The sequence below is a fragment of the Cryobacterium levicorallinum genome, assembly GCF_004402405.1.
In the GTDB taxonomy this organism is placed as follows: domain Bacteria; phylum Actinomycetota; class Actinomycetes; order Actinomycetales; family Microbacteriaceae; genus Cryobacterium; species Cryobacterium levicorallinum.
The window spans coordinates 602,143-622,862 of record NZ_SOFE01000023.1; the positions used below are offsets into that span (position 1 = coordinate 602,143).

General features: G+C 64.9%; 20 protein-coding genes. 8 read left to right on the forward strand and 12 right to left on the reverse strand.

Translation table 11 applies throughout. The annotated features are described in order from the left end of the window. Window positions 1-3: 3 nt before the first annotated feature. Both E3O11_RS14815 and E3O11_RS14820 read right to left on the reverse strand, forming a co-directional pair. Window positions 4-693 (reverse strand): lysophospholipid acyltransferase family protein, encoded by a 690-nt coding sequence (locus tag E3O11_RS14815; RefSeq protein WP_092450565.1) that lies wholly within the window; start codon window positions 691-693, stop codon window positions 4-6. A 142-nt stretch (window positions 694-835) separates the two neighbouring features. After that, window positions 836-1,780, reverse strand: a complete 945-nt coding sequence (locus E3O11_RS14820; RefSeq protein ID WP_092450567.1) for an ROK family glucokinase — start codon at window positions 1,778-1,780, stop codon at window positions 836-838. 174 nt (window positions 1,781-1,954) lie between these two features. On the opposite strand from E3O11_RS14820, the gene E3O11_RS14825 reads away from it, so the two are divergent. Beyond that, window positions 1,955-3,787, forward strand: coding sequence for an AMP-dependent synthetase/ligase (locus tag E3O11_RS14825; protein WP_092450569.1), 1,833 nt, complete (start codon window positions 1,955-1,957; stop codon window positions 3,785-3,787). 209 nt (window positions 3,788-3,996) lie between these two features. On the opposite strand, the gene E3O11_RS14830 is transcribed toward E3O11_RS14825, so the two are convergent. The 3 genes from E3O11_RS14830 to E3O11_RS14840 all read right to left on the reverse strand — a co-directional run bounded on the left by E3O11_RS14830 (window position 3,997) and on the right by E3O11_RS14840 (window position 9,371). Further along, window positions 3,997-4,488: a peptide deformylase gene (locus E3O11_RS14830; protein ID WP_092450571.1), complete on the reverse strand. Its 492-nt coding sequence runs from the start codon at window positions 4,486-4,488 to the stop codon at window positions 3,997-3,999. Between the two features lie 93 nt (window positions 4,489-4,581). Next, entirely contained in the window at window positions 4,582-5,931 is a 1,350-nt protein-coding gene (locus E3O11_RS14835) for a MinD/ParA family ATP-binding protein (protein ID WP_241994742.1), read from the reverse strand. Between the two features lie 35 nt (window positions 5,932-5,966). After that, window positions 5,967-9,371, reverse strand: a complete 3,405-nt coding sequence (locus tag E3O11_RS14840; RefSeq protein WP_092450573.1) for a pyruvate carboxylase — start codon at window positions 9,369-9,371, stop codon at window positions 5,967-5,969. 77 nt (window positions 9,372-9,448) lie between these two features. On the opposite strand from E3O11_RS14840, the gene E3O11_RS14845 reads away from it, so the two are divergent. Continuing rightward, a complete protein-coding gene (locus tag E3O11_RS14845) occupies window positions 9,449-10,261 on the forward strand; it encodes a ParA family protein (RefSeq protein ID WP_092450575.1) in 813 nt (270 codons plus the stop codon). A gap of 377 nt (window positions 10,262-10,638) precedes the next feature. Here the strand turns inward: E3O11_RS14845 and E3O11_RS14850 are convergent, their stop codons facing one another. The 7 genes from E3O11_RS14850 to E3O11_RS14880 form a co-directional block, all read right to left on the reverse strand. Continuing rightward, a complete protein-coding gene (locus E3O11_RS14850) occupies window positions 10,639-11,190 on the reverse strand; it encodes a MerR family transcriptional regulator (protein WP_092450577.1) in 552 nt (183 codons plus the stop codon). A 324-nt stretch (window positions 11,191-11,514) separates the two neighbouring features. Next, window positions 11,515-12,237, reverse strand: a complete 723-nt coding sequence (gene ftsR, locus E3O11_RS14855; protein WP_092450579.1) for a transcriptional regulator FtsR — start codon at window positions 12,235-12,237, stop codon at window positions 11,515-11,517. Then, on the reverse strand, window positions 12,237-12,671 hold the full coding sequence (locus E3O11_RS14860; RefSeq protein ID WP_092450743.1) for an FHA domain-containing protein: 435 nt from the start codon (window positions 12,669-12,671) through the stop codon (window positions 12,237-12,239). Before E3O11_RS14860 ends, ftsR begins: the two co-directional genes overlap by 1 nt. Before the next feature lie 265 nt (window positions 12,672-12,936). Further along, on the reverse strand, window positions 12,937-13,554 hold the full coding sequence (locus E3O11_RS14865) for a CDP-alcohol phosphatidyltransferase family protein (protein WP_307725655.1): 618 nt from the start codon (window positions 13,552-13,554) through the stop codon (window positions 12,937-12,939). 65 nt (window positions 13,555-13,619) lie between these two features. Continuing rightward, window positions 13,620-14,129: an NUDIX domain-containing protein gene (locus E3O11_RS14870; RefSeq protein WP_092450581.1), complete on the reverse strand. Its 510-nt coding sequence runs from the start codon at window positions 14,127-14,129 to the stop codon at window positions 13,620-13,622. A 79-nt stretch (window positions 14,130-14,208) separates the two neighbouring features. Further along, window positions 14,209-14,760: an adenine phosphoribosyltransferase gene (locus E3O11_RS14875; RefSeq protein WP_092450584.1), complete on the reverse strand. Its 552-nt coding sequence runs from the start codon at window positions 14,758-14,760 to the stop codon at window positions 14,209-14,211. Between the two features lie 54 nt (window positions 14,761-14,814). Continuing rightward, window positions 14,815-15,369 carry a MarR family winged helix-turn-helix transcriptional regulator gene (locus E3O11_RS14880; protein ID WP_092450586.1) on the reverse strand — a complete coding sequence of 185 codons (555 nt, stop codon included), beginning with the start codon at window positions 15,367-15,369 and terminating at the stop codon, window positions 14,815-14,817. Window positions 15,370-15,581: 212 nt separating this feature from the next. Here E3O11_RS14880 and E3O11_RS14885 point away from each other — a divergent pair, with 212 nt between their 5' ends. Genes E3O11_RS14885 through E3O11_RS14905 form a run of 6 tightly spaced genes read left to right on the forward strand, consistent with a single transcriptional unit; the run spans window position 15,582 to window position 20,708 of the window. Beyond that, a complete protein-coding gene (locus E3O11_RS14885) occupies window positions 15,582-16,628 on the forward strand; it encodes a polyprenyl synthetase family protein (protein WP_158251660.1) in 1,047 nt (348 codons plus the stop codon). Then, window positions 16,628-17,536: a phytoene/squalene synthase family protein gene (locus E3O11_RS17720; RefSeq protein WP_166787595.1), complete on the forward strand. Its 909-nt coding sequence runs from the start codon at window positions 16,628-16,630 to the stop codon at window positions 17,534-17,536. The genes E3O11_RS14885 and E3O11_RS17720 overlap by 1 nt, the downstream gene beginning before the upstream one ends. Further along, on the forward strand, window positions 17,533-19,179 hold the full coding sequence (gene crtI / locus E3O11_RS17725) for a phytoene desaturase family protein (RefSeq protein ID WP_166787596.1): 1,647 nt from the start codon (window positions 17,533-17,535) through the stop codon (window positions 19,177-19,179). Before E3O11_RS17720 ends, crtI begins: the two co-directional genes overlap by 4 nt. Then, window positions 19,176-19,499 carry a lycopene cyclase domain-containing protein gene (locus tag E3O11_RS14895; RefSeq protein WP_092450590.1) on the forward strand — a complete coding sequence of 108 codons (324 nt, stop codon included), beginning with the start codon at window positions 19,176-19,178 and terminating at the stop codon, window positions 19,497-19,499. Before crtI ends, E3O11_RS14895 begins: the two co-directional genes overlap by 4 nt. Continuing rightward, a complete protein-coding gene (locus E3O11_RS14900) occupies window positions 19,496-19,816 on the forward strand; it encodes a lycopene cyclase domain-containing protein (RefSeq protein ID WP_092450593.1) in 321 nt (106 codons plus the stop codon). Before E3O11_RS14895 ends, E3O11_RS14900 begins: the two co-directional genes overlap by 4 nt. Then, on the forward strand, window positions 19,809-20,708 hold the full coding sequence (locus tag E3O11_RS14905) for a prenyltransferase (protein ID WP_092450595.1): 900 nt from the start codon (window positions 19,809-19,811) through the stop codon (window positions 20,706-20,708). Before E3O11_RS14900 ends, E3O11_RS14905 begins: the two co-directional genes overlap by 8 nt. Window positions 20,709-20,720: the final 12 nt, after the last annotated feature.

Sequence of the window (20,720 nt, forward strand, 5' to 3'; positions counted from 1 at the left end):
AGCCTATCGCGAAAGACTGGCCCGCTTCTCTTTGACGGAGGATGCGTAGACGTCCACGTACTCCTGCGTGCTCAGCTGCCGCAGCTCGTACATGAGCTCATCGGTGACGCTGCGCAGCACGAACCGGTCGCCCTCCATGCCCTCGAACCGGGAAAAATCGAGCGGTTTGCCGATCACGATTCCGATTCGGCGCACCCGGGGAATACGAGTTCCGGTGGGCATGGCCTTCTCGGTGTCGATCATGGCGACCGGAATGACCGTGACGCCCGACTCGAGCACCATGCGTGCCACACCGGTGCGTCCCCGATACAGGCGGGCGTCCGGGCTGCGGGTGCCCTCTGGGTAGATGCCGAGAATTCGGCCATCCCGCAGGACACGCAAGCCGGTATTGAGCGAATCTTCGGAGGCCTTGCCGCCGGAGCGGTCAATCGGCAGCTGCCCGGCCGCGGTCAAAAACTGCCGCGTTGCCCAGCCCTTGAGCCCCTTGCCGGTGAAATAGTCGCTTTTGGCCAGGAAAGCCACGCGGCGCGGCACGACGAGCGGCAGAAAAACCGAGTCGATAAACGACAGGTGGTTGCTGGCCAGAATGACCGGGCCGGTCTTCGGAATGTGGTCCAGACCGATGATCCAGGGGCGAAACAGCGAGAGCAGCAGCGGGCCGATGACGATGTTCTTCATGATCCAATAGAACATTCGCACTCCTTCATCCTGCTGGGAAAGCTTAGTCCGCCTGCGCTATCCAAGCGGATGCCGCGCGCGGCCAGACCAGACCGGTCACCGCCGCGGTCTCCCACACCCGCGCGCCAGGCCTGCTGAGCGCCCGCTCGACGCCCACTCAGCGCACGGCGTGCAGTCGGGCTAGGTCTGCCGCACCGACGACGCCGGCGTCGTTGACGAGCTGGGCGATGGCGAACTCGGCCTCCGGGTGATACCCGCGGGCCGGAAGGTGTTCGAGGTAGGCCGCCCGGATCGGCTCGAGGAGCAGCTCGCCGGCGGCGGCGACTCCCCCGCCGAACACGAAGACCTGCGGGTCGAGCACAGCGCCCAGACTCGCACAGCCTTGCCCGAGCGCGCCGCCGAGCTGGCGCAGCGCCGCGAGGGCTCCACCGTCGCCGTCCTGAATTAGCCGTCCGACCTCTTTTCCGGTGAGTTTGCCGCGCCGCTCGCGGGCAGCAGCCAAACCGAGGCCGATGCCTCCGGCATCCGCAAAATCATTGGCGATGCGCAGCAGTGCCCGGCCGGAGCCGTACTGCTCGAGGCAACCGTGAGCGCCACAGCCGCAGGCCAAACCGTCGGGAACGACGCGCAGGTGGCCGAGTTCAGCGCCCGCGCCGAATCCACCGCGAAACAGTGCGTTGTTGGTCACGATCGCACCGCCCACCCCTGTGCCGATCGTGAGGGTGACCATGTCGGTGTAGGCGCGTCCGGCGCCGAAGCGAAATTCGGCCCAGCCGGCGGCATTGGCGTCGTTCTCGATGATGATGGGCAGGTCCAGGCGCGCCTCGAGCTTGTCGCGGAACGGTTCGTTACGCCAACTGATGTTCGGCGCGTAATACACGGTCGACTGGGCAGAATCGATGAACCCGGCCGCTGCAACACCGGCAGCGACGATGTTCTCGCCCTCGGACAGGCTCTGAATCATGGCCACGACGGCGTCTTCAATTTCGCGCGGGTTGCCGGGGGTGGTCGGCGTGCGCTCAGAGCGGATGATCGTGCCCGCTTCGTCGACGAGCGCTCCGGCGATCTTGGTGCCCCCGATATCGATACCTATGGCGTGCACGGGGCACCTTTCGTTTGGGGCATTCGGGAAGCGGTGCCTGTCAGCCGGACGGCTGTGCAGGACACCCTCTAGAGTGTAGTAAACCAGTTTGCCGCTGGACGAAACACCCGCTCACCCTAAGAATTCTTAGGCGCTGGGCAGTTGGCACGTTCAGCCGGTACCAAAGGAGTTGCCGTGAAACAGTTTGATATGCCCGCCGTTGTTCCCGCCGATCCTGGCGCCAACATCACCGACCTCCTGATGGACCGCCTCGCTGCGACTCCAGACCTCGTTCTGTTCTCTCTGCCGCGAAACGGCCAGTGGCTTCCCGTCACCACGAAGGAATTCCACGCCCAGGTCGTCGCGCTGGCCAAGGGCCTCGTCGCCGCCGGCATTGAGCCAGGTGACAAGATTGGATTGATCTGCAAGACGCGCTACGAGTGGACCCTGATCGACTTCGCGGTCTGGTTTGCCGGGGCGATTCTGGTTCCGGTCTACGAGACCAGCTCCCCCAGCCAGGTGCAGTGGAACCTCAGCGACTCGGGCGCCACGTCCGTCATCGTCGAGACCGCCGATCATTTCGCCCGATTCGATGAAGTTCATCCAGAACTCGCCTCCATTGGTTCCGTGTGGCAGATCGATCTCGGGGACCTCGACAAGCTCGTAGCCGGTGGCGTTGACATCACCGACGCCGAAATCGAACGCCGCCGCAACCTCGCTGTCGGCGATGACATGGCCACCCTGATCTACACGTCCGGTTCGACCGGCAAGCCCAAGGGCTGCGTGCTCACCCACGCGAACTTCCTCGAGACCAGCCGCAATGCAGCGGTCGCACTCAAAGAGGTGTTGGTGCACCCGGAGGGCGCCTCAACCCTCCTCTTCATCACGACCGCCCACGTCTTCGCGCGCTTCATTTCGGTGCTGTGCGTGCACGCCGGGGTGCGCGTGGGGCACCAGGCCGACACCAAAACCCTCCTGGCGGCGCTGGGCAGCTTTCAACCGACCTTTCTGCTCGCCGTGCCGCGGGTGTTTGAAAAGGTCTACAACTCGGCCCAGCAGAAGGCCGTGGCCGGTGGAAAAGGCAAGATCTTCGATTCCGCAGCCCACGTCGCGGTCGAGCATTCCAAGCTCGTACAGGCGGGAACGTCGATTCCGCTCGGCATGAAGATCAAGTTCGCCCTGTTCGACAAGCTGGTCTACAGCAAGCTGCGCGCTGCCATGGGCGGAAAGGTCGTCTGGGCGGTCTCCGGCTCGGCCCCGCTCGGCGCCCACCTCGGCCACTTCTTCAAGAGCCTCGGCATCGTCATTCTCGAGGGTTACGGCCTGACCGAAACGACCGCCCCCGCCAACGTTGGCCTGGCCACTCAGGCCAAAATCGGCACGGTCGGACCGCCACTGCCCGGCGTTTCAGTGCGCGTCATGGACGACGGTGAGATCGAAGTCAAGGGCGTCAACGTCTTCAAGGAATACTGGAAGAACCCGCAGGCCACGGCAGACACCTTCGACGACGGCTGGCTCAAAACGGGCGACATCGGCGACTTCGACGCTGACGGCTTTCTCACCATAACCGGGCGCAAGAAGGAGATCATCGTCACGGCCGGCGGCAAGAACGTCGCTCCGGCCGCCCTCGAAGACCCGATCCGGGCGAACCCGTTGGTCGGACAGGTGATCGTCGTCGGTGACCAGAAGCCCTTCATCGGAGCGCTCATCACCCTCGACCCCGACATGCTGCCGGTCTGGCTGAACAACCATCAAGAGGATGCCGGAATGACGCTGGAACAGGCATCCGTCAATAAAACCGTGCTCGCCGAAATTCAGCGCGCGGTCGACCATGCCAATGAGGGTGTGTCGCGGGCGGAATCGATTCGCAAGTTCACGCTGCTTTCGGTCGAGCTCACCGAGGACAGCGGGCACCTGACGCCGAAGATGAGCATCAAACGCAACATCATTCTGCGCGACTTCGCTCAGGAGATCGACACGATGTATTCGAACGCGCCGGTGACTGAAGGGATCTCGCTGCGGGAGTAGGGCGAGCTTGGGCCCGGTCCGCGTGGGTCGGGCTCAGTGCGGTTTCTGGCGGGTCGGGCCCGGGAAAGCCCTCCGCTCCTCGCTCAAACCTTGAACTCGCAACCCCGCCGAACATTTCCCCGTTCCCTCATGTCACGCGGCATGAGGCTTCGCCCATGCCGGGTCAGCGCCGAGCGTTCACGCTCCGGTCAGTACGCGGGGGTGCGGGGCTAGAACCAGCTGGACTCGCGGATTTCCCTCATCGCGGCTCGCCGGTTTTCCTTGTCGAGACGGTCGATGTAGAGAAAGCCATCGAGGTGATCGGTCTCGTGCTGCAGCGCCTGGGCCATAATTCCGGTGCCGGAGAGCTCGACCGGGTTATTGTCGAGGTCGATTCCGGTCACCCGGGCGAAGGGGTAGCGCTTGGTGGGGTACCAGAGACCCGGAACGGACAGGCAGCCCTCGTCCACCAAGTCGGGTTCGCCGGAGAGTTCGACGACGGTGGGGTTGAGGATGTAGCCGATGTCGCCGTCGACGTTGTAGCTGAAGGCGCGCAGGTTGACACCGATCTGGGAGGCGGCGACGCCCGCCCGGCCGGGTAGGCGCACGCTGTCGACCAGGTCGCGCACGAGGCCGCGAACGCGGTCGTCGATTCCGTCGATGGGGTCGGAGACGGTCTTCAGCACCGGATCCCCGAAGAGACGGATCTGACGTTCGGGCACGGGGACACTCCTCGGGGTGAGCGGATGAGGCAGATTGAGCAGGAGGGCACGACTGGTTCAAGCGGATTCAGCGTATCCCCTGGGCGGGTCGGGTTAGGCGCTGCGGTCGGCAGGGAGACCCTCGACGACGAGCTCCGCCAGGGTGCGCGCAGCCAGCCGAGTGATCGGCCTGAGGTCCTTGTAGGACACGACGCTGCCGGCGGCGAGCTGGGGGTCATAGGGAATGCGCACGATTTCTCGCACCCGCGAGCGGAAGTGCGACTCGATCTCTTCGAGGCGCACCAGGTTGGTGCCCTGCGTGGCCGTGTTGAGCGCGACGATCGCGTTGCGTACGAGGTCGCCGTAGCCGTTCGCTTCGAGCCAGGTCAGGGTCTCGGAGGCCAAACGCGCCTCGTCGACGCTTCCTCCGGAGACGATGACGATTGAGTCGGCCCGCTGTAGGGTGGCGCGCATGACCGAGTGCACAATGCCGGTGCCGCAGTCGGTGAGGGCGATCGAGTAGTAACGCGCGGCCAGGTCGGCGACGACGTTGTAGTCGTTCTCATCGAAGGCTTCGGAGAGCAGCGGGTCGGTGTCCGAAGCAAGAATGTCGAGGCGGGTTTCATCGCGCGAGACGAGCGTGGAGAAATCGGTGAAGTTGCCGATCGATGCGGCCTTCGAGACGACATCGCGCACGGTCGAGCGGGTCTGCTTGCTCACGCGTTCGGAGAGCGTTCCGCGGTCGGGGTTGGCGTCGATCGCGATGATGCGGTCGTCTCGAGCGTCGGCCAGCGCCATGCCGAGCAGCGTCGTGACGGTGGTCTTGCCGACGCCGCCCTTGCGGGTGAGGATCGGCACGAACCGGGTGCCGCCTTCGAACTTGCGACGAATGCGCTCATCCATCTCCTTGTAGGCGCGCACCTTGGGCGAGTCGCCGAGATTGACCAGGTGCAGCGAGAGCGCGTAGATGAATTCCGGCCAGGCGCCCTGCGGCGCCTTGCGGGTCTTGCGGTTCACAGTGAGCAGGCGATCCGAGGTCAGCATGGCCGCCGACTCGGGGGCTGAGCTGTTTTCGGAGCGGATGCGATCGCGCCGAACCGACGCTGCGGCATCCGTTCTGGAAAGCGATTCGATGGCGGAACTGGCGCCAGCCGCCCTGGCCGGGGCCGGCGTGTTGATTTCGACGGTGTGGGTGGCCGGGGTCGGCAGGGCGCGGGTGTTTTCGACGGAGGTGCTCAGTCCCCCCGCGGCGACGGCCCGCCGCGGAGCGGCGGGCACGTCGATGGGAACGCTCAAACTCTCGGGCAGGGAGGCTGCGAGGTTGTCGATCGTGTGCGGTGGCAGCTCGCTGTGGTATTCCGCACCGCGGTCATCGGTACCGCGATGCTCGTCCCGGGTTCGTTTGGCGGTGGCCGACACGGGGCGCGCGGGCGCACTCTGGTCGTCAGTACGTTTGTCTGGCACGGCACATCCTCAACTGATCGATAACGGCCCTAATCTTAGCGTGGACACACCACCACGAGCAGATCGCCGGCATCGACCTGCTGGGTGAGCGGGATGGCGACCCGCTCGATGGTTCCGGCGATCGGCGAGGTGATCGCGGCTTCCATTTTCATGGCTTCGATCGACGCGACGCTCTGGCCGGCTTCGACCTGGGCGCCTTCTTCGATCTGCAGGGTGACCACGCCGGAGAAGGGCGCGGCGATCTGGCCGGGCTGGTTGGCATCCGCTTTCTCAGCGATTTTAGTCTGCACCGTAATGCTGGTGTCGCGCACGAAGACGGGGCGCAGCTGGCCGTTGAGGATGGTCATGACGGTGCGCATGCCCTTCTCGTCGGCTTCACCGATGGCTTCGAGGCCGACGTAGAGGCGAACGCCCTTTTCAATCTCGACGGCGTGTTCCTGGCCCTGATGCAGGCCGTAGAGGTAATCGAGCGTGTCGATGACCGAGAGGTCACCGTAGGTCTCCTTGACCTGTTCGAACTGGCGGGTCGGCGCCGGGAACAGCAGTTGGTTGAGCATCGAGCGACGTTCGGCGCTCGTGGCTTCGAGCGCGGCGCGCTCCCCCGCGGTGATCTCGGTGACGCCGACGCGCACGTTGCGTCCAGCGAGCACCTTGGTACGGAAGGGCTCCGGCCAGCCGCCGGGCAGCTCGCCGAGTTCGCCGGCCATGAATCCGATCACGGAGTCCGGCACATCGTACTTGTCCGGGTTTTGCTCGAAGTCGGCCGGGTCGGCCTTCACCGCGGCGAGATAGAGGGCGAGGTCACCGACGACCTTCGACGACGGGGTGACCTTGGGCACCCGGCCGAGGATGGTGTTCGCGGCGGTGTACATGTCTTCGATCAGTTCGAAGTGGTCGGCCAGGCCGAGGGCAACGGCCTGGGTGCGCAGGTTCGACAGCTGCCCGCCCGGAATTTCATGCGAGTATACCCGGCCGGTCGGGGCGGACAGGCCCGATTCGAACGGGCGGTACAGGGTGCGCACGGCTTCCCAGTACGGCTCGAGGTCGGTCGTGGCCTTGAGCGAAATGCCGGTGTCGCGTTCGGTATGGGCGAGGGCGGCGACGAGAGAGGATGCCGACGGCTGGCTGGTCGTGCCGGCCATCGGAGCGGATGCCACGTCCACGGCGTCCGCACCGGCTCGCGCCGCGGCGAGCAGCGTCGCGAGCTGGCCGCCCGGGGTGTCATGGGTGTGCACGTGCACGGGCAGGTCGAACCGTTCACGGAACGCGCTAACGAGCTTCTCGGCGGCGCTCGGACGGAGCAGCCCGGCCATGTCCTTGATGCCGATCACGTGCGCGCCGCTGGCGACGATCTGCTCGGCCAGGCGCAGGTAGTAGTCGAGGGTGTAGAGATTCTCGGCCGGGTCGAGCAGATCGCCGGTGTAGCAGACGGCGACCTCGGCCAGGGCGGTACCGGTGTTCAGCACCGCGTCGATCGCCGGACGCATCTGCGACACGTCGTTGAGGGCGTCGAAGATGCGGAAGATGTCCACACCGGTGGCGGTGGCCTCCCGCACGAACGCGTCGGTCACCTCCGTCGGATACGGGGTGTAGCCGACGGTGTTGCGGCCGCGCAGAAGCATCTGCAGGTTAATGTTCGGCAGGGCTTCGCGCAGGCTCGCAAGGCGTTCCCACGGGTCCTCGCCAAGAAAACGCAGTGCCACGTCGTAGGTGGCACCGCCCCACGCTTCGACCGACAGCAACTGCGGCGTCAGCCGGGCCACATACGGGGCGACAGCGACGAGGTCCTTGGTGCGCACCCGCGTCGCGAGCAGCGACTGGTGGGCATCCCGGAACGTCGTGTCGGTGACAGCGAGTGCGGTCTGGCCACGCAGGTCGGCGGCGAACTTGGTTGGGCCGAGCAGCTGCAGCTTCTGGCGTGAGCCGTCCGGGGCCGGCTGCGTGATGTCGAGCTGTGGCAGTTTGTCGCGCGGGTGCACCGTGGTGGGCGGCGCGCCGTTGGGTTGATTGACGGTGACGTCGGCCAGCCAATTGAGAATCTTGGTGCCGCGGTCCTTGGACTCCCGGCCGCGCAGCAGCTCCGGACGCTCGTCAATGAACGAGGTGCTCAGGTCACCGGCGGCGAAGTCGGGGTCGTCGAGCACGGCCTGCAGGAACGAAATATTGGTGGAGACGCCCCGAATGCGGAACTCCGCGAGCGCGCGCTTGGACCGCACGACGGCGGCGGCGTAGTCGCGGCCGCGGCAGGTGAGCTTGGCGAGCATCGAGTCGAAGTGTGGGCTGATCTGGGCGCCCGGGTTGATCGTGCCACCGTCCAAGCGGATGCCGGCGCCACCGGGAGAGCGATAGGTGGTGATCTTGCCGGTGTCGGGTCGGAACCCGGCGGCGGGGTCTTCGGTGGTGATGCGGCACTGCAGGGCGGCACCGCGCAGACGGATCTCGCCCTGGGTCAGGCCGATCTCTTCGAGGGTCTCCCCCGCCGCGATGCGGATCTGCGCCTGCACCAGGTCAACATCGGTGACCTCCTCGGTGACGGTGTGTTCCACCTGGATGCGCGGGTTCATCTCGATGAACACGTGCTGCCCAGCGCGTTCGCCGACGGTGTCGAGCAGAAACTCGACCGTGCCGGCGTTGACGTAGCCGATCGAGCGGGCGAACTTGATCGCGTCGGCGTAGAGCTGCACCCGAATCTCATCGCTCAGGTTCGGCGCCGGAGCGATCTCGATGACCTTCTGGTGCCGACGCTGCACCGAGCAGTCGCGTTCGAACAGGTGCACCGTCTCGCCGGACGCATCCGCCAAAATCTGCACCTCGATGTGCCGGGGCCGAAGCACCGCAGCTTCAAGGAACATCGTGGCGTCGCCGAAAGCGCTGTTGGCCTCACGCATGGCCTCTTCGAGCGCTCCACGCAGCTCGCTCTTCTTAGCAACGCGACGCATGCCACGCCCGCCACCACCGGCGACGGCCTTGGCGAAGATGGGAAAACCGATCTCGTCGGCCTGGCTGATCAGCAGCTCAACATCGGTCGACGGCTGCGTCGACTTCAGCACGGGAACGCCGGCCGCTATGGCGTGCTCCTTCGCGGTGACCTTGTTGCCGGCCATTTCGAGCACGTCGGCGCCCGGGCCGATGAACGTAATGCCGGCAGCGGCGGCCGCATCGGCCAGCTCGGGGTTCTCCGACAGAAAACCGTAGCCGGGGTAGATGGCGTCGGCGCCGCATTCCTTCGCCACGCGGATGATTTCACTCACGTCGAGATACGCGCGAACCGGATGCCCGGCCTCGCCGATCTGATACGCCTCATCCGCTTTTAAGCGGTGCAAAGAATTCCGATCCTCAAACGGAAACACAGCCACGGTCTTGGCTCCGAGCTCGTACGCCGCGCGCATGGCACGGATCGCAATCTCTCCGCGGTTGGCAACAAGGATTTTCTCAAACATGCAAGCCTTTCGAGGGCAGCCGGGCGCACAGCTAACGGTTAGGTTCTCTAACACTAGTGAAGGTAACCTTGCTACTCATGCACGTACTCAGCGTTAGCTCCCTCAAAGGAGGCGTAGGAAAGACCACGGTGACCCTTGGTCTGGCTTCTGCAGCCTTCGCCCGCGGCGTGCGGACACTGGTCGTGGATCTCGATCCGCAGTCCGATGTTTCCACCGGAATGGACATTCAGGTTGCCGGTCACCTCAATGTCGCCGATGTGCTCAGCTCGCCGAAGGAAAAAACCGTTCGGGCCGCCATTGCGCCCAGCGGTTGGACGCGGAATCGCCCAGGCACGATTGACATCATGATCGGCAGCCCCTCGGCCATCAATTTCGACGGGCCGCACCCGAGCATCCGTGATATCTGGAAACTCGAGGAAGCACTCTCGACGATCGAGAAGGACTATGAGCTCGTACTCATCGACTGTGCGCCCTCGCTCAACGCTCTCACGCGCACAGCGTGGGCTGCGAGCGACCGGGTTGCGGTTGTGACCGAGCCCGGCCTGTTCTCGGTCGCAGCGGCCGACCGGGCGCTGCGCGCGATCGAAGAAATTCGCCGTGGGCTGAGTCCGCGGCTGCAGCCGCTCGGAATCATCGTGAACCGGGCCCGCACGGCGTCGCTCGAGCACCAGTTCCGGATCAAGGAGCTGCGCGACATGTTCGGGCCGCTCGTGCTCAGCCCGCAGCTGCCCGAGCGCACCTCGCTGCAGCAGGCGCAGGGGGCTGCGAAGCCGCTGCACATCTGGCCGGGTGACAGTGCCCTCGAAATGGCCGGCTACTTCGACCAGCTGCTCGACCGGGTGCTGCGCACGGCGCGCATCGGCGAGTACGCCGAGGTTTCCGCGCACTAGTTCGAATCTCGGCTCCTGCGAGGTCGCTGAGTTCGAACCGCGGCTTTTTGGATTTACAAGATTTTGGGTGGGCGATGCGGGTGCAGTCATCTGCTGATCGGCTCAGACATCGCCGTTGCTTCGGTGGAATCCGAAACGGCGAAACTCGCACCCCGCAGACAACCGCCCCCCGCATCGACTTCGGGATGGGCGCGCCCGACGCGGGTCACGGCTGCTTCGCAGCGTGACCAAGTACTTCGACTGCAGGCTTGCCCTACCGGCCTGACCGACCCGCCAGTGCCTGCGCTCGTCCCCATCCGCTGATCGAGCTCGAAATCACCATCGACCGACCCGACCGTGTCTGCGGGTTTGTGGGTGGGCGCTCGCGGAGGGCGCTGCTAGGAGATTTTGCGGGTTGTGCGACGGGCTGCCAACTCGTCGGCGGGGTCGACGGGCTGCATGTCGAGCTCGACCAGGCTGGTCTCGACCTCACGCAGCACCTTGCCAACGGCGATGCCGAAGACGCCCTGGCCACGGCTGACCAGATCGATGACCTCGTCGTTGGAGGTGCAGAGGTAGACACTCGCGCCATCGCTCATGAGAGTGGTCTGGGCGAGATCGCTGATTCCCGATTCGCGCAGCTGGTTGACCGCGGTGCGAATCTGCTGCAGTGAGATTCCGGTGTCGAGCAGGCGTTTGACGAGTTTGAGCACGAGGATGTCTCGAAAGCCGTAGAGGCGCTGGGAGCCGGATCCGGCCGCCCCACGCACAGTGGGCTCGACCAAGCCGGTGCGGGCCCAGTAGTCGAGCTGGCGATAGCTGATACCAGCGGCACGCGCAGCGACAGCGCCGCGGTAGCCGGAGTTCTCATCGAGCTCGGGCATGCCATCGGTGAACAGCAGTCCTAACGAGTAACGCGAAGCGTCAGCGTCAGGCTTGAGCTCACTCATATGGGTTGCCTCTCGGGGGTTTACGTGGTGCGGTGATTCAGCTGGCGGTGGCGCCCTGATTCACTGTGGTGTGGAACTGGTGCAAAAGATACGTGGTGCAAAAGGATTAATGAGAAAACTAGTGCTGAAGGTTTGCGCCTTGCAGCTGGTGATGCGACGACGTCCTGCTGTGGATCGATCTAGCTACGGTACCGAGGTCGGGTGCCTAAGTGCCTGACATTCGCGCCAACGGTTTGGCGTGTCGGCGCCAGGCACCGACTAAGACACCCGTTGCGATGGCGTCACCCGACTTCACGACGGTTTGTGCTTGAATCAGTCTACGACCTACTTGGTCAGTCGACCCAGAGCTGAGCGAATCAGGCTGCCCCGAATCACTTCGAGCTGACCGGCGATTTCTACCGCCATTTCGGCAGCCTTTGCCCGGCTCGAGGCGTCTTTACGCCGAGCCAGGGGCACCAGGGCACTCTCAATCAGACCGAGCTCACGTTCAGCGGCCCCACGGAAGCCACGCAGGTGGCGCGGTTCGATGCCGCTGCGCTGCAGCTCCACGAGGGCACGCAGCACGTTCAGTGCCCCATCGCCGTAGTAATCGGCGGGCAGGATGATCGACGCCGAAACGGCATCGTGCAGCAGGGTCGCCGATGCTCCCGCTTCGCGCAGGAGGTCTTCCCGGGAGAGCCGTCGTACGGTGCCGAGCATCGACGGCCCCGGGGTCGTTCCGCCCGGCAGCACCGGAGAGAGTCCGGCGTCCAGATCGTCCAAATAAGAACGGATAACTTTCAACGGCAGGTAGTGATCGCGCTGCATCGACAAAATCAGCCGTAACCGATCCACGTCGCCCGTACAGAACTTGCGATAGCCCGATTCAGTGCGAGCCGGCGAGACCAGACCCTGCTCCTCGAGAAAACGCAGCTTGGACGGGGTGAGATCAGCGAATTCCGGCGTGAGGCGTGCCAGAACCTGGCCAATGCTCAGCAACGGCGCCGAGCCCGGGGACTGGGCCTTCGCCGCCGACACGGGCCGGGCCTGAGCGGCGCTTGCCGCCACTATTCGCTCGCCGCGCGGGCGAGGTCAAGGCGGGAGGCGTAGAAGGTCAGGCGGAATTTACCGACCTGCACCTCCGTACCGTCGGTGAGGCGCGCGGTTTCGATGCGCTCCCCCTCGTAGTACGTGCCGTTGAGCGAGCCGAGGTCTTTGACGGTGAACGCGGTGCCGTTGCGCAGAAATTCGGCGTGACGGCGGGACACGGTGACATCGTCGAGAAAGATGTCCGCGTTGGGGTGCCGGCCGACACTCGTGAGATCGGCGTCCAGCAGAAAGCGGGCGCCGGCATTGGGGCCACGCCGCACCACCATGAGCGCAGAGCCCGACGGCAACGCTGCGATCGACTCCTGTTCCTCTGCGGTCACGTTGGAGTCGATCGACGCGATCTGGACGGCGAACTCCTGGCTGAAGTTCATGGTCGTATCGGTGCTGAGCATGTCGTGCACCGTCGTCGCTTCGCCGGACACGGCGTCGATGGGCACTGAGCCGGTGGGCACTGAGCCGGTGGGCACTGAGCCGTTGGGCACTGAGCCGTTGGACGACACCGCGTTGGACGACACCGCGTTGGACGATGCTGGGGTGGACTGCGCCTTGCTGGGCATTGCTTCGCCTGTCGTCGGGTTCTCTGGCTGATCTGCGGGCACGTGCTCGTTCTGCTCCTCGGAATTATTCCTACCGGAAAGATCGACCATCATGCACCTCCTATCGCTCCAGCGTATCGGAAGATACACCCTCGGAGACCCTCGGTAGTCGAATCACTCGCATCGCTTCAATGGCGTAGATAATGCCGGCCCACCAGTATAGAAAAGCGCCCCAGATTCCGAAGGCCCACCCCACCGGCTGCGACCACCATTCCAGCTGCGGAAATGCCTGCCCCAGCATGAGCATCGGCAGGGCGTAGAACAGGCAGAAGGTAGCGACCTTGCCCAGTTGGTGCACCGGGAGCGGTCCGAAACCGAAGTTCGCGAGGACGATTCCCAGAGCCAGCAGAAACAAATCGCGCCCCACCACGACGAGCACGATCCACCACGGTACGAGGTCGCGCCAGGCCAGGCCGATCAGCGCAGCGAAGATATAGAGGCGATCGGCGGCCGGATCCAATAACTGACCGAGGCGGGTGATCTGGTTCCAACGGCGGGCCAGAAAGCCATCCAGCCAGTCCGTGAAACTGGAGATGCTGAGCACGACGAGCGCCCAGGCATCCTCCCCCAGAGCCAGCAGCACCAGGAACACCGGCACGAGCAGGAGACGCAGAAAACTCAGCATGTTGGGCAGGTTGAATACCCGATCGCTCACCGTGGCGTTCACTGGGCCTGTCACATACGCATTCTATCGAGCGCCCGACCGGAACCGCACGGCAATGCGCTCCACGCCCGGCGGTTCGGTCAGCCCAGTCTCGCCTGCAGCGCCGGCCAACTGGCAGCGAAACCGGGATGCAGCGCGAGCAGGTCCACCCCGTCGGCGGGCACCCACCGCAGGGCAATGCTCTCCAGATCGCTGATGACCGGCTCGAACACCTCGGTGGCCTCGACAACGACGGTCGTGTACGACCAGAATCCCAGCTCGAATCGCGACGTGAATTTCAAAGTCACGAGGTGGGCCGGGACGCCCGCTTCTTCCCGCGCTTCGCGCAGCGCCGCGTCGAACGCGGTTTCGTTCTCGTGACGGGCGCCACCGGGTAGTCCCCAGGTATCACCAAAATGGCTCCATACCGCGCGATGCTGCAGCAACACCCCACGGTCGGGATGATGCACGAGCAGACCGGCCGCCCCGAATCGGCCCCAATATTTGCGGCCGTCCGGACTGTAAACCCAGGCGTCGCCGCTATCTCGATCCACGCCAGGACGAGGCACACCGGCCGCAGCCGCACCAGACACGCTAGAACCGTCAGTCATGCTCTAAGCATGCCCGTCTGCGACCCCAAAAAGAATTCAGGCGGCCGGCGAATTGCCGCTATCGGTGGATTCTCGGTCCCTAGAGCGACATGATGGCGTGCATCGGGGCTGTGCCCAGACGTTCGCGACCGTGCAGATCGGTCAGTTCGAGCACGACGCCGACACCGGAGACGGTGTAGCCGGCCCGTTCGATCAGCCGGCTCGTGGCAGCGATGGTGCCACCCGTTGCCAACACGTCGTCGAGAATCAAGACGCGGGTACCTGCGGGCAGCTGGCCGACCTCGAGTTCCAGGCGTGCCGAGCCGTACTCAAGGTCATATTCTTCGGTCAGCACAGTGCCGGGCAGTTTGCCGCCCTTGCGCACGGCCAGAACGGATGCCTGCGCTGCGTACCCGACGGCGGCCGCCAGCAGAAAGCCGCGCGCCTCGATGCCGGCCACGGCATCGAACTGGCCGCGGTGCTGGTCGGCCAGGTCATCGACGATCGCGCGGAAGGCGAGGGCATCGGCGAAGACCGGGTTCAGATCGCGGAACACGATGCCGGGCTGGGGAAAATCGGGGTAGGAGGCCAGAAGTGCTTCGACGTGGCTGGCGGCGGAGGACGGCGAAGTGGGAGCAGAGAGTTGAGTCACTGATTCATCTTAAGCTGCGTTGCCCGCAACCGTATGCGGGAAGAATGGCCAGGGTCAGGATTCCGAGCGCTCCGGAGCCAGCTCATCGGCCGGTACCTTCGGAGCGTGCGGCACCGTAGCTATCGCGCACATCGAATCAAGAAAATGCACGACAGCGATCTGCTGGTCGCCGGTGAGCTCGAGGACGACCCGCATCATCTGCTCGTGAGTGGCAGCAAGCGAGTCGCGCATCTCGTCGTGCGACGACTGCGTGGCGAACAGCCGCTGCGCGCGCCCGTCTGCCGGGTTAACCTCGCGGCGAATATGACCGGATGCCGACAATCTCGCGAGAAGTTTTGCCGTGGCCGCCGAGGAGATGTTCAAGAATTCGCTGAGATCCTTCGGGCTGGCGACCCGGTCCTGCCGCTCGCAGGCGATGAGATGACGCAGCGCCATCAGATCGGTCTCGTTGACGTTCATCTCGGCCTGCGCACGATGACGCATGGCGGCATCGGCTACGCGAAAGCGACGCACGGCACGCAAGACCTCGATGGCGAAAGAAACACCATGTTTCTCAGGGTCATACCAGTACGCCCCCTGTTGCAGGGGGTTACGCTCATCTTGGATCATATGACCATGCTAACGTGAGGAGTCGCTAACCTGGTTAGTTATTCGTGTACTGATCGGGTTGACCTAAAAAGGAGATTACGTGCACACCGCCAACGCGCTGTATGAACACGAAATTCTGCTGGTTGATGATCACACGCACGACGGAGCAGCACCCCAGCCCAACGGGTCGCCGCCAACACTGCCGGCACAAGTACAGCACGTGGACCGTGTTCATGCTTGACACGGTTCCGGCCGGAGTAGAAATCGAGCTGGCTCGATTCTTCGCTGCCGCACGGCTGCGGGCGAGCGACTACGGCGAGCACTACGTCGCCCTCTGGGATTCCCTGGCCCAGGCCAGCAGTGGTGGCAAGCGCGTGCGCCCCGCCCTGGTCCTGGCGGCGTATGCCGGTTTCGGCGGGCGCGATCAGGGCCTCGTCGCTCCGGTCGCAGTGAGCTTCGAGCTGCTGCACACGGCCTTCCTCATCCATGACGACGTCATCGACCGCGATCTGACCCGCCGCGGAGTGGCCAACATTGCCGGTCGCTTCAGTGACCGCGCGCTCGCCCACGGTGCAGCAGCCGACCAGGCCGGGGTTTGGGCTGCGGCGGCGGCAATTCTCGCGGGCGATCTCGCCCTGAGTGAGGCACACCGCGCGCTGGCGAAACTACCGGTCGATGTGCCCACCCGGCTGCGCCTGCTCGACCTGCTCGACCGGGCGGTTTTCGTCTCGGCAGCCGGGGAGCTGGCCGACGTCACCAACAGTTCGGCGCGGCATCCGCTCACGGTGGCCGAGGTCATCACCACCCTCGAGAATAAGACCGCCGTGTATTCCTTCGAAGCCCCATTGCAGGCCGGAGCGGTACTGGCCGGGGCCGGGGCCGATGCGATTAGCGTTCTCGGCCGCTACGGACGGCTCGTTGGAGTGGCGTTCCAACTGACCGATGACCTGCTCGGCGTCTTCGGCGATCCACTGAAAACCGGCAAGAGCGTGACGGCCGACCTGCGCGAGGGAAAGCAGACCGCCCTGATCGCCCACGCCGGCAGCACCGCCAGCTGGTCGCTGATCGCTCCCTATCTCGGCAAGGTCGACCTGAATGACGACGAAGCGGAACGCGCCAGGGAATACCTGCGCGCGTGCGGAGCGAAGGAAGCGGCCGAAGGCCTGGCCTACGACCACTCCCGACTGGCGGTGGAGGCCCTCGACCCGGCGATCATTCCGGCGGAACTGCGCGCCAGCCTGATTGAACTCGCCGAAGCCGCCGTGAATCGGTCACGCTGATGGGCCCGTTTCGGGCCGCGGTTCAAACCGGCAGCACGACCACCAACCTGAACAAGTACGCCGAGACGGCCCGGGCGAGCTCGACGACCGTCATCGGGCACTATTCCACCTCGTTCGGACTGGCCACCCGGCTGCTCGACGCCCAGGTGCGCACGCCGGTGCGCACCATCTATGCCCTCGTGCGCATCGCCGACGAGATCGTGGACGGCGCCGCCGCCGAGGCCGGTGTCTCCATCGAGGAACAGCGGCACCTGCTCGACGAGCTCGAACTCGAGACCGAGCGGGCGATCGTACGCGGCTACAGCACGAACCTGGTAGTGCACGCCTTTGCTGCAACGGCCCGCCAGTCGGGCATCGACTCCAGTCTGATCGCCCCATTCTTTGCGTCGATGCGCCGGGACCTCGACCCGGAACCATTCACCGCCGAGGGCGTCGCCGAATATATTTACGGCTCGGCCGAGGTGATCGGACTCATGTGCCTACGCTGCTTTCTGCAACACTCACCCCGCACCGCCGCCGAAGTCAGTGTGCTCGAAGACGGTGCCCGCCACCTGGGCGCGGCCTTTCAGAAGATCAATTTTCTGCGCGACCTGTCCTGCGATCGTGAGGTGCTCGGCCGCAACTACTTTCCGGGAATCGACCCGCTGAACCTCAGCGACCCGCAGAAAAATGCGATCCTCGAAGACATTGATGCCGACCTCGAGATCGCCAGCGCCGTGCTGCCCCTGCTGCCCGCCAGCTGCCGCCGGGCCGTGGCCGCAGCGCAGGGCCTGTTCACCCGCCTGTCGAATCGACTACGGTCGACACCGGCCGATCGATTACTGCGCTCCCGCGTTCGGGTGCCGGATGGAGAAAAATTCGTGATTGCTCTGACCGCTACCTTCGGACCCGGCGCGTGGAAGCGATGACCGGTCCAGGAACCACCGGCACCGGACGTACCCGCACGATCGTGGTCGGCGGCGGTATCGCCGGCCTCGCGAGTGCAGCCCTGCTCGCCCGCGAGGGCCATGAGGTGACCCTGCTCGAGGCCCGTTCCGAGCTCGGCGGGCGGGCCGGCGTGTGGAACACCGGTGGCTTTCACTTCGACACCGGCCCATCGTGGTATCTCATGCCCGAGGTATTCGAGCACTTCTACCGCCTGCTCGGAACCTCCGCAGCCGAACAACTCGACCTCGTCAAGCTGGACCCGGGCTATCGGGTGCACTTTGAAGGGGACAAGGCCCCGGTGGATATTCTCGCTGACCGGGCCGCCAACATCCGCTTATTTGAGCAGCTGCAGCCGGGGGCCGGGGCGGCGCTTCGCCGTTACCTCGACTCGGCCGCCGAGACCTACGACCTGGCCGTGCAGCGTTTTCTGTACTCCAGCTACGAATCGTTTCGCCCGTTTTTAGTGCCCGACGTGCTGCGGCGGCTCGGACGGCTGGCCCGTCTGCTGCTGCAACCACTGGACAAGTTCGTGGCTGGCTTTGTCAGCGACCCCCGACTGCGGCAGATCCTCGGCTACCCGGCGGTCTTTCTCGGGTCGGCGCCGAACCTGACGCCGTCGATGTACCACCTCATGAGCCATCTCGATCTGGCCGACGGCGTGCTTTACCCGCAGGGCGGTTTCGGAACCCTGATCGACAGCATCTCCGCCCTCGCTCGCGCCGAGGGTGTGCAGCTTGTCACCGGCGCACGGGTCACCGCGATTCGGGTCAGCGATCAGAAGGCCATCGCCGGGGTGAGCTACCTGGACGCCGAAGACCAGCTGCAGTATCTGCACGCCGACACGGTCGTGTCGTCGGCGGACCTGCACCACACGGAGACCGAGCTGGTGCCGGCCGAACTGCAAACCTATCCCCAGCGCTGGTGGGACAAGCGCGTCTCGGGCCCTGGGGCCGTGCTGGTCATGCTCGGCGTGACCGGGGAAATCTCCCAGCTGCAGCACCACTCACTGTTCTTCACCACGGACTGGGGTAAGAACTTTGGGCAGATTTTCGGCAAGCGCCCCTCGGTGCCGTCACCGGCCTCGCTCTACGTCTGCATGCCGAGCGCCACGGATAAGTCGGTGGCGCCGGCTGGAAGCAGCAACCTGTTCGTGCTGGTGCCGGTGCCGCCCGACGTGACCCTTGGCCACGGTGGTGTCAACGGTGCCGGCTCGCGGACGATCGAGCTGATCGCGGATGCCGCCATCGAGCAGGTCTCCCGCTGGGCCGGTATCCCCGACTTGGCCGACCGGATCGTGGTGCGCCGCACCGTCGGTCCGGCCGACTTCGCCGCTGACCTGAACAGTTGGAAGGGCGGCGCCCTCGGCCCCGCGCACACCCTGCGGCAGAGCGCCTTTCTGCGCGGTTCGAACATGTCGAAGAAAATCTCGGGACTGTACTACGCCGGCGGTACAACCATTCCCGGTATTGGGCTGCCTATGTGCCTGATCAGCGCCGAGATTTTGCTTAAGCGGATGCGCCACGACACGACCACGGGACCGCTCGCCGAACCGTTGCCCGCACGTCCGACTCACTTGAACGGGGCTGCCGGAGACCCGGTGAAGTCTGCGCCGCAGCAATCGTGACCCTGCTGTACCTGCTCACCCTGCTGGTCTCGCTCGGCGGCATGGTCGTTCTGGACTGGCGCTTTGGTCTGTTCTTCTGGCACTCGCCGGTTCGAGCCGCGCTCGTGGTCGGCATCGGCGTGCTGTTCTTTCTGACCTGGGACCTGTTCGGAATCGGCCTGGGCATCTTCTACCGCGGGGAAACCACCCTGATGACCGGGCTGCAGCTGGCGCCGGAGCTACCGCTCGAGGAGCTCGTCTTTCTCACCTTTCTCTGCTATCTCACCATGATCCTGGTACGGGGGGCCCAGCTCGTGCTGCACCGGCAAACCCGAGCATGACCTATCTCATCCTGAATACGATCTTTCTGGCCGTGGCCGCCGCCATTGCCACGATGGCGCTCGCGCGCCAGTTGATTTCCCGCCAATTCGTGGTGTCCGTCACGCTGGCCCTCGCCTTGACCCTGCTACTCACGGCCGTTTTCGATAACCTGATGATCGGGGCTGGACTGTTCAGCTACGACCCGGCGCATATTTCGGGTCTGTTCGTCGGTCTCGCTCCGATCGAAGATTTTGCCTACCCACTCGCCGCGGCGATTCTGCTGCCCGCACTGTGGGTTCTCCTGGGCCGTACCAAGATAGGACGAACGGATGACTGAGCAGCTCGGCACGGTGTCATGGAAGACCCGCCAGGTGGTGCTGTCGTCCCGGCCCCTCAGCTGGATCAATACGGCTTTTCCCTTCGCCGCGGCCTATGTCGTGACCACCGGACGCATCGATGCACTGCTGATCGTTGGCACCCTGTTCTTTCTCATTCCGTACAACCTGCTCATGTACGGCATCAACGATGTCTTCGACTACGAGTCCGATCTGCGCAATCCTCGGAAGGGCGGCGCGGAGGGGGCTCTGCTGCATCCCGCTCTGCACCACCTGGTGATCGGCGCCGGCGTCGTGAACGTGGGGCTTGTGGGGGCGGCGATGCTGGTGCTGGCGGGGGCGGAGCATCCGTTGTCATGGGTCGTCCTGGCCGGGAGCCTGTTCGCCGTCGTCGCCTACTCGGTGCGCGGACTGCGGTTCAAGGAACGTCCCATTCTGGACTCGATCACCTCGAGCACGCACTTCGTCAGCCCGGCCGTCTACGGCCTCGTCGTGGCCGGCGCCACGATCACCCCTGGACTGCTGGCCCTGCTCGCGGCGTTTTTTCTATGGGGCATGGCCAGCCATGCCTTCGGCGCCGTGCAGGACGTTGAACCCGATCGCCACGCCGGAATCGCGTCGATCGCGACGGCGCTCGGCGCCTGGCCGACGGTGCGCCTCGCGATCACCTTCTGGGCCCTGGCCGGCCTGCTCATGATGTTCACACCGTGGCCCGGGCCGCTGGCCGCTCTGCTCGTCGTGCCGTATATTCTCGCGGTTCGGCCCTTTTGGACGGTCAGCGATGCCGAGTCGGGCCGCGCAAACCGAGGCTGGAAGCGCTTTCTCCGGCTCAATTTTCTGAGCGGATTTCTCGTGACCCTGCTGCTGCTCTACTCCATCCGTCTGGCCGCGTGACGCAGGCCGAGG